Source organism: Streptomyces sp. LS1784 (assembly GCF_020103755.1).
Taxonomy (GTDB): Bacteria; Actinomycetota; Actinomycetes; order Streptomycetales; family Streptomycetaceae; genus Kitasatospora.
Genome location: NZ_JAHSQD010000332.1, coordinates 1 through 9,287, shown reverse-complemented (window position 1 = coordinate 9,287; position 9,287 = coordinate 1). Strand labels below are relative to the sequence as shown.

Genomic DNA, 9,287 nt, shown 5'->3' with positions numbered 1-9,287 from the left:
GGCCGCCGTCCGCGCCCCCGGGTGCGCCCGTCCGCCCCGGCCGGGATCCCCGCCCGGGCGCCCGGGCCGTACCCTTCAGGAGTTGAAGGGGACGCCCGGCGGAGGGGTCCCCGCCCTGGGAGGGTGGATCATGTCGACGGACACACCGGGCTCGCAGTCGTCGCTGCACCGGGCGAACCTGGAACGGGTGCTCCGCGCGGTGCGGATGGCCGGCTCGCTGACCCAGGCCGAGATCGCCCGCGGCACCGGACTGTCCGCGGCCACCGTGTCCAACATCGTGCGGGAGTTGAAGGAGAGCGGCACCGTCGTGGTCGCCGACACCTCCTCCGGCGGCCGCCGCGCCCGCAGCGTCTCGCTCAGCGGGGACGCCGGCATCGTCGTCGGCATCGACTTCGGCCACACCCACCTGCGCGTCGCGGTGGGCAACCTGGCCCACCGGGTGCTGGCCGAGGAGAGCGCCCCGATCGACGTCGACGTCTCCGCCCAGCAGGGCTTCGACCGCGCCGAGGCGATGGTCGAGCGGCTGCTGGCGCAGGCCGGGTTCCGCCCCGACAAGGTGATCGGCGTCGGCCTCGGCGTGCCCGGCCCGATCGACGTCGAGACCGGCGCGCTCGGTTCCACCGCGATCCTCCCCGGCTGGACGGGCATCGCCCCGGGCCGGGAGCTGGGCGAGCGGCTCGGCATGCCGGTGCACGTGGACAACGACGCCAACCTGGGCGCGCTCGGCGAGCTGGTCTGGGGCGCCGGCCGCGGGCTGAGCGACCTCGCCTACATCAAGGTCGCCAGCGGCGTCGGCGCCGGGCTGGTGGTCAACGGCCAGATCTACCGCGGGCCGGGCGGCACCGCCGGTGAGATCGGGCACATCACCCTGGACGAGGCCGGGCCGGTCTGCCGCTGCGGCAACCGCGGCTGCCTGGAGACCTTCGTCGGCTCCCGCTACCTGCTCTCGCTGCTGGTCTCCACCCTCGGCCCGGACCTCAGCCTGCCCCGGGTGGTCGAGCTGGCGCAGCAGGGCGACCTCGGCTGCCGCCGGGTGATCGCCGACGCGGGCCGGCAGATCGGCACCGGGGTCGCCACCCTGTGCAACCTGCTCAACCCCCGCCGGGTGATCCTCGGCGGCGACCTCGCCGAGGCCGGTGAGCTGGTGCTCGCCCCGATCCGGGACTCGGTGGCCCGCTACGCGATCCCCAGCGCCGCCCGTCAGCTCTCGGTCGTCCCCGGCACCCTCGGTGGCCGGGCCGAGGTGCTCGGCGCGCTGGCCCTGGTGATGAGCGAGATGGGGGAGTCCGGCGCGCTGGGCCGCGCGTGACGCCTTCGGGCGGCAGCGGCGCCGTCCGGGTCGGCCCCGAACGGTCAACTCCACATGATTGACTTCGAATAGCCGATCCCGGACAGTCGACTCCGAATGGTCGGCCCTGACCGCATAAGCATGCCCGAACGCCCGTGCGTCAACCTGGCGTGACCCGCCTACCCCGCCCGACCTCCCGGAACGGCGGCAACCGAACAGTGGAACCGGGCGCGCCGCCCGGTGTCCGGCAGGCGGACATTAGACTCGACCGGTCGCCACCGGCCGGGACCGTCGGCCTGCCGCCGGGCCGGGCAGCGACGTCCGTCGGACCGTCCGTGGTCCGCGAAGACTGAACGAGGAGGAACGGGTGGCCCTGCTGACCCGCATTCGGGGACCGCGCGATCTCGACCGGCTCACGCCCGGACAGCTGGCCGCACTGGCCCAGGAGATCCGGACCTTCCTGGTGACCGAGGTCTCCAAGACGGGCGGCCACCTCGGCCCCAACCTCGGCGTGGTGGAGCTGACCATCGCGCTGCACCGGGTCTTCGACTCGCCGCGCGACCGGATCCTCTTCGACACCGGTCACCAGAGCTACGTCCACAAGCTGCTCACCGGCCGCCAGGACTTCTCCCGCCTGAAGATGAGCGGCGGCCTGTCCGGCTACCCCTCGCGCGCCGAGTCCGAGCACGACGTGATCGAGAACTCGCACGCCTCCACCGTCCTCTCGTACGCCGACGGCCTGGCCAAGGCCAACAAGATCCAGGGCAAGGCGGACCCGGTCGTCGCCGTCATCGGTGACGGCGCGCTCACCGGCGGCATGGCCTGGGAGGCGCTCAACAACATCGCCGATGCCAAGGACCTGCCGGTCGTCATCGTCGTCAACGACAACGAGCGCTCGTACTCGCCGACCATCGGCGGCCTGGCCAACCACCTCGCCACCCTGCGCACCACCCAGGGCTACGAGCGCTTCCTGTCCTGGGGCAAGGACGCGCTCCAGCGCACCCCGGTGGTCGGCCAGCAGCTGTTCGAGACGCTGCACGGCGCCAAGAAGGGCCTCAAGGACTTCATCGCCCCGCAGGGCATGTTCGAGGACCTCGGCCTCAAGTACATCGGCCCGATCGACGGCCACGACCTGACCGCCCTGGAGTCCGCGCTGACCAAGGCGCGCGGTTTCGGCGGCCCGGTGATCGTGCACTGCCTCACCGAGAAGGGCCGTGGCTACCACGCCGCCGAGAACAACGACGAGGACCGCTTCCACGCGGTCGGCGTGATCCACCCGGAGACCGGCCTGCCGATCAAGAGCGCGGGCAAGGACTGGACGTCCGTCTTCGGCGAGGAGATGGTCGCGCTCGGCCACGAGCGCGAGGACATCGTCGGCATCACGGCGGCCATGCTCCACCCGGTGGGCCTCGCTCCCTTCGCCAAGGCCTTCCCGGACCGCACCTTCGACGTCGGCATCGCCGAGCAGCACGCCGTCACTGCGGCCGCCGGCATGGCCACCAACGGGCTGCACCCGGTGTTCGCGGTCTACGCGACCTTCCTCAACCGGGCCTTCGACCAGGTTCTGATGGACGTCGCCCTGCACAAGCTGGGCGTCACCTTCGTTCTGGACCGGGCCGGTGTCACCGGGACGGACGGCGCCTCGCACAACGGCATGTGGGACATGTCGATCCTCCAGGTCATCCCGGGTCTGCGGCTCGCCGCCCCGCGCGACGCCGACCAGGTCCGGGCCCAGCTCCGTGAGGCCGTCGAGGTCAAGGACGCCCCGACCGTGGTCCGCTACTCCAAGGGCACGGTCGGCCCGGCCGTCGCCGCGGTCGGCCGGATCGGCGGCATGGACGTGCTGCGCGCCGCCGAGGAGCCCTCCGGCGCCCACCGCGCCGACGTGCTGATCGTCTCGGTCGGCGCGATGGCCCCCACCAGCCTGGAGGTCGCCGACCTGCTGGCCGCCCAGGGCATCACCGCCACCGTGGTGGACCCGCGCTGGGTCAAGCCGGTGGACCGGGCCCTGCCGGGCCTGGCCGCCGAGCACCGGGTGGTCGTCACGATCGAGGACAACGGCCGGGTGGGCGGTGTCGGCGCGGCCGTGGCGCAGGCGCTGCGGGACGCGGACGTGGACCTGCCGGTGCGCGACTTCGGCATCCCGCAGGAGTTCCTGGACCACGCCAGCCGGGCCGAGATCCTGGCCGAGATCGGCCTGAACGCCCAGGACATCGCACGGAAGGTGACCGCGCTGGTCGCCAAGCTGGACGCGGCGCCGGTCAGGGCCTGACGAAAAGGCCTCACGAAGGGGCCGACGTCTCGTTCGTGTCGGACCGGCCACCCGTTCCGCAGGCGACTGTTCGTCGTAACTTCGTAACAGTTCGTCACGGAACAAGCTGACAATCGCACTGAAAGGCGGGACCGGCGCCACCGGCGCCGATCCCGCCCGGTAGGTTGTCCACCGTGCCGACCCCCACCCGCCTCCGCCTCACCGGACTGGCCCAGCGCCTGCCCGAGCGTGTCCGCACCGTTGTGCGAACTGGGCCCCTCCTGCCCGAGGGCGGGCAAGGAGGGCGGTACTGGACCAGGCTGGTGCCGGTGCTCGCGCTGGTCGCGCTGCTCACCCACATCCCCTCCTTCGCCCGGCCCGTCTGGAGCCCGGACGAGGGCTTCCTGGCCACCCAGGCCCGGATGCTGGCGGACGGCGGGGTGCTGTACGACACCGTCGTGGACCGCAAGCCGCCGCTGCTGCCCTGGCTCTACCAGGCCTGCTTCGCGGTCTTCGGCTCCGCCTCGCTCTGGCCGCTGCGCACCCTGGCGGTGGTGGCCCACCTGGTCACGGCGATCCTGCTGGCCTCGATCGCCCGCGGCCGCTGGGGCAACCGGGCCGGGGCCGGGGCCGGACTGCTCTACCTGCTGGTCTCCATCGGGCTCTCCCCGGAGGACACCCAGGCGGCGACCTTCGAGGTCTTCATGCTGCCCGCCATGGTGGCCGCCTTCCGGTACGCCGAACGTCGCCGCTGGCTGGCCGCGGGCATCGCGGTCGCCCTGTGCTCACTGACCAAGCAGACCGGCGGCGCGGTGCTGTTGCCGGTGCTCTGGATGCTGTTCCAGGACGCCCGCCGGCGCGGGGTGCGCTGGCCGCCCGCACTGTTCAAGATCGGGTTCGGCTTCATCCTGCCGATAGCGCTGGTCGCGGTGATCCTCACCAAGCCCAAGGGCTTCCTCTTCTGGGTGGTCACCGGCAGCGGCGACTACGCCTCCTTCGGCGGTGCCTGGCTCCAGATGCTCGGCCGGGCGCTCGGCAACTCGGCCATCCTGGGCGTGGCCGGCCTGGGCTTCCTGCTCCCGGTCGGGCGCCGGCTCTGGCTCAAGTACCGCCACCGCCCGCTGCCGGTGGCCGGCGAGGAGCACGGCTCGACCACCGACCTGTGGGTCTGGCTGCTCTCCTCGGTCGTCGCGGTCAGCGTGGGCTTCCACTTCTTCGGCCACTACTACCTCCAGCTGATGCCGCCGCTGGTGCTGCTGGGCACCGGGGCGGTCGCCACCTCGGCGATCCGCTGGAAGCCCGTCCTGGTGTACACCACGGCCGCCGCCACGGTGTTCTGGGGCCTGGCGCTGGCCTGGCCGGGGGAGCGGCTCAGCCGCACCACCGAGGTCGCCACCGCCGTCGCCGCCCAGACCACCCCCAAGGACACCGTGCTGGTCTGGGGCATGCACCCCGAGCTGTACTGGCTTGCCGACCGCAAGCCCGCCACCCGCTACCTGACCGCCGGCTTCCTCACCAACTACAGCGGCGGCAAGGACGGCAACCAGAACGTCGGCGAGCAGTTCAGCGTCGCCAACGCCTGGCAGACCTTCGACAAGGAGCTGGCCAACGGCCTGCCCGAGGTCGTGGTCGACGACTCCGGCATCGCCCCGTACCAGCCCGTCATGGTCCCCCGGATCGAGAACCTGCTGGACACCCACTACGAGATGGTCGGCGTCTTCGCCGACACCGTGGTCTACCGCCTCAAGCACTGAGACGTCCGTACACGGCCACAGGCCTGGTGACGTCCGTACACACGAAAGGAGCCCCGGTGACCGCTCGGTCACCGGGGCTCCTTTCGTGTACGGGCTCCGCCTTACGCGGGCACCGAGGCCACGCCGGGGGCGAGGAAGGTCTTGCCGTTCACCCGCTCCGAGACGCCCTCACGGTCCAGGTACGGGGTGATCCCGCCCAGGTGGAAGGGCCAGCCGGCACCGGTGATCATGCAGAGATCGATGTCCTGCGCCTCGGCGACGACACCCTCCTCCAGCATCAGGCCGATCTCCTGGGCCACGGCCTCCAGGGCGCGGGCGCGGACCTGCTCCCCGGTGAGCACCGAGTCGCCGAAGGTCAGCAGCTCCAGCACCTCGGGGTCGAGGACCTGCTGCCCGTCCGTCCAGGTGTAGAAGCCGCGCTTGCCGGCCTTGACCACCTTGGCGAGGTTCTCGGAGACGGTGAACCGCTCCGGGAAGGCGCCGTGCAGGGTCTCCGAGACGTGCAGGGCGATGGCCGGGCCGACCAGCTCCAGCAGCACGATCGGGGACATCGGCAGACCGAGCGGCTCGACGGCCTTCTCGACGTCGGCGATCGGGGTGCCCTCGTCGATGATGTCCTGGATCTCGCCCATGAAGCGGGTCAGGATCCGGTTCACCACGAACGCCGGGGCGTCCTTGACCAGCACCGAGGTCTTCTTCAGCTTCTTCGACACGGCGAAGGCGGTGGCCAGCGAGACGTCGTCGGTCTGCTCGCCGCGGACGATCTCCAGCAGCGGCAGGATCGCGACCGGGTTGAAGAAGTGGAAGCCGACGACCCGCTCGGGGTGCTTCAGCTTCGAGGCCATCTCGGTGACCGACAGCGAGGAGGTGTTGGTCGCCAGCACGCAGGTCGGCGAGACCACGTTCTCCAGGTCCGCGAAGACGGCCTGCTTGACGCCCATCTCCTCGAACACGGCCTCGATGACGAAGTCCGCGTCGCCGAAGGCGGCGGCCTTGTCCAGCGAGCCGGAGACCAGGCCCTTGAGGCGGTTGGACTTGTCCTTGCCGATGCGGCCCTTGGCGAGCAGCTTGTCGATCTCGGCGTGGACGTAGCCGACGCCCTTGTCGACGCGCTCCTGGTCGATGTCGGTGAGGACCACCGGCACCTCCAGACGGCGGGCGAACAGCAGCGCCAGCTGCGAGGCCATCAGACCGGCGCCGACGACGCCCACCTTGGTGACCGGGCGGGCCAGCGACTTGTCCGGCGCACCGACGGGGCGCTTGGCCCGGCGCTGCACCAGGTTGAAGGCGTAGATGCCGCTGCGCAGCTCACCGCTCATGATGAGGTCGGCCAGGGCCGCGTCCTCGGCGTCGAAGCCGGCCTGCAGGCTCGCCTTGTCCGCGAGGTCGAAGTCCTTGGCGGCGGCGATGATGTCCAGCGCCTTGTAGGCGGCCGGAGCGGCGCCGTGCACCTTGCCGTCGGCGACCAGGCGGCCCCAGGCGACGGCGTCGTCCCAGGCCTTGCCGCGGTCGATCGCCTCGCGCTCGACGACGACGTCGCCCTTGAGGACCTTGGCGGCCCACAGCAGCGACTGCTCCAGGAAGTCGGCCGGCTCGAAGATCGCGTCGGCGATCCCCAGCTCGAACACGTCCTTGCCCTTGAGCTGCTTGTTCTGGTTCATCGAGTTCTCGATGACGACCTTGACGGCCTTACCGGCACCGATCAGGTTCGGCAGGATGGTGCAGCCGCCCCAGCCGGGGACGAGGCCGAGGAAGACCTCGGGCAGCGAGAAGGCCGGGACGCCCGCCGACACCGTGCGGTAGTCGCAGTGCAGGCCGACCTCGACGCCGCCGCCCATCGCCGCGCCGTTGTAGAAGGCGAAGGTGGGGACGGGCAGCGCGGCGATCCGCTTGAAGACGTCGTGGCCGCCCTTGCCGATGGCCAGCGCGTCCGCGCGCTCCTGGAGCAGCTCGACGCCCTTGAGGTCGGCGCCGACCGCGAAGATGAACGGCTTGCCGGTGATCGCGGCGCCGACGATGGTGCCCTCGGCGGCCTCGGCCTCGACCTGGTCCAGCGCCTCGTTCAGCTTGAGCAGCGAGCCCGGGCCGAAGGTGGTCGGCTTGGTGTGGTCGAAGCCGTTGTCCAGGGTGATCAGGGCCAGCTTGCCGGCCTGCAGCGGCAGGTCGAGGTGGCGGACGTGCGCGGTCGTGACGACCTCGCCGGGGAAGAGCTCGGCGCCGCGGGTCAGCAGCTCAGTGGTGCTCGTCATGGTCACTTACCACCCTCGAAGTGCGGGTTCTCCCAGATGATGGTGCCGCCCATGCCGAAGCCGATGCACATCGTGGTGAGGCCGTAGCGGACGTCCGGGCGCTGCTCGAAGCGGCGGGCCAGCTGGTTCATCAGGCGCACGCCGGAGGAGGCCAGCGGGTGGCCGAAGGCGATCGCACCGCCGTACGGGTTGACCCGCTCGTCGTCGTCCGCGATGCCGTAGTGGTCGAGGAAGGACAGCACCTGGACGGCGAAGGCCTCGTTGATCTCGAAGGCCTGGATGTCATCGATGGTCAGACCGGCCTTGGCCAGCGCCTTCTCGGTGGCCGGCACCGGGCCGATGCCCATGACCTCGGGCTCGACGCCCGCGAAGGCGTACGAGACCAGGCGCATCTTGACCGGGAGGCCGAGCTCCTCGGCGACGTCCTCGGCGGCCAGCAGCGAGGCGGTGGCACCGTCGTTAAGACCGGCCGAGTTGCCCGCGGTGATGTTGCCGTGCGGACGGAACGGGGTCTTGAGGCCCGCCAGGCTCTCCATCGTGGTGCCCGGGCGCAGCGGCTCGTCCACGGTGGCCAGGCCCCAGCCGGTCTCGCCGACCTCGGGGTTGGTGTTGCGGATCGAGATCGGCACCAGGTCGGGCTGGATGTCGCCGTTGGCGTACGCCTTGGCGGCCTTCTCCTGGGAGCGCACGGCGTAGGCGTCGCAGCGCTCCTTGGTCAGGTGCGGGAAGCGGTCGTGCAGGTTCTCCGCGGTCATGCCCATGAACAGGGCGGACTCGTCGACCAGCTTCTCCGAGACGAACCGCGGGTTCGGGTCGACGCCCTCACCCATCGGGTGGCGGCCCATGTGCTCGACGCCGCCGGCCACGACCACGTCGTACGCGCCGAAGGCGATGCCGCCGGCGGTGGTGGTCACGGCGGTCAGCGCGCCGGCGCACATGCGGTCGATCGCGTAGCCGGGGACGGACTTCGGCAGGCCGGACAGCAGGGCGGCGGTGCGCCCGATGGTCAGACCCTGGTCGCCGATCTGCGTGGTGGCCGCGACGGCGACCTCGTCGATGCGCTCGACGGGCAGGTTCGGGTTACGGCGCACGAGCTCCCGGATGCACTTGACGACCAGGTCGTCGGCGCGCGTCTCGTGGTAGATGCCCTTCGGGCCGGCCTTGCCGAACGGGGTGCGGACGCCATCAACGAAGACGACGTCCCTCGCGGTACGAGGCACGGGGGCTCTCCTCCCAGGGACCAACATTTCGAGTGGGCAGGCTGCCGCCGTCGAAGGCCCGAGCGGCGCCGCATCACGGCCATGCTACCCGCCGGTAACCAACCTGCCCAGGCCCCTCGGAGGGATCTGACCATGTGTCCCCCGACACGTTCCCCGGCCCGTCCGACCAGGAACGCCGCTCCCGGGTACGACGAAGGGGATGTCGCCCGTACGGACGACATCCCCTTCCCTGCGGTGCCTGATCGGCCGGGCCGTGATCAGCCCGCGGCCGCGGCCGCGACGAACGCGGCGGACACCGCCGCCGCCACCAGGTCCACCTGCCACTTCCGGGCGCCGAGCCCGCGCAGTGCGGCGGCCACGCTCTCGGGACCCGGGTCGGAGGGCGGCTGCCAGGAGACCCGCCGGACCAGGTCCGGCGTGATCAGGTTCTCGGCCGGCAGGTGGTACCGCTCGGCCAGCTCGCCGACCGCGCTGCGCGCGCCGGCGAGCCGGGCGGCGGCCACCGGGTCCTTCTCGGCCCAGGCC

Annotated in this window: 5 protein-coding genes and 1 pseudogene; 3 read left to right on the top strand and 3 right to left on the bottom strand. The window is 71.6% G+C overall.

What is annotated here, in order from left to right; all coding sequences use genetic code 11:
• Positions 1-130: 130 nt before the first annotated feature.
• The 3 genes from KS423_RS29575 (at position 131) to KS423_RS29565 (ending at position 5,293) form a co-directional block, all read left to right on the top strand.
• Complete coding sequence (locus KS423_RS29575; RefSeq protein WP_224282840.1) at positions 131-1,309, top strand: ROK family transcriptional regulator; 1,179 nt, start codon at positions 131-133, stop codon at positions 1,307-1,309.
• Positions 1,310-1,655: 346 nt separating this feature from the next.
• A complete protein-coding gene (dxs, locus tag KS423_RS29570) occupies positions 1,656-3,560 on the top strand; it encodes a 1-deoxy-D-xylulose-5-phosphate synthase (protein WP_224282839.1) in 1,905 nt (634 codons plus the stop codon).
• Positions 3,561-3,733: 173 nt separating this feature from the next.
• A complete protein-coding gene (locus KS423_RS29565; RefSeq protein WP_224282838.1) occupies positions 3,734-5,293 on the top strand; it encodes a glycosyltransferase family 39 protein in 1,560 nt (519 codons plus the stop codon).
• Positions 5,294-5,394: 101 nt separating this feature from the next.
• On the opposite strand, the gene KS423_RS29560 is transcribed toward KS423_RS29565, so the two are convergent.
• The 3 genes and pseudogenes from KS423_RS29560 to KS423_RS29550 form a co-directional block, all read right to left on the bottom strand.
• Positions 5,395-7,542: a 3-hydroxyacyl-CoA dehydrogenase NAD-binding domain-containing protein gene (locus KS423_RS29560; protein WP_224282837.1), complete on the bottom strand. Its 2,148-nt coding sequence runs from the start codon at positions 7,540-7,542 to the stop codon at positions 5,395-5,397.
• 2 nt (positions 7,543-7,544) lie between these two features.
• Entirely contained in the window at positions 7,545-8,762 is a 1,218-nt protein-coding gene (locus KS423_RS29555) for an acetyl-CoA C-acyltransferase (RefSeq protein ID WP_224282836.1), read from the bottom strand.
• Positions 8,763-9,019: 257 nt separating this feature from the next.
• Positions 9,020-9,287, bottom strand: a pseudogene (locus KS423_RS29550) (ribonuclease D); the annotation flags it as partial.

What these genes read in the sequence shown, in the direction of transcription:
- KS423_RS29575 (WP_224282840.1), top strand. Translation starts at nt 131, where the DNA reads ATGTCGACGGACACACCGGGCTCGCAGTCGTCGCTGCACCGGGCGAAC.
- KS423_RS29560 (WP_224282837.1), bottom strand. Translation starts at nt 7,542, where the DNA reads ATGACGAGCACCACTGAGCTGCTGACCCGCGGCGCCGAGCTCTTCCCC.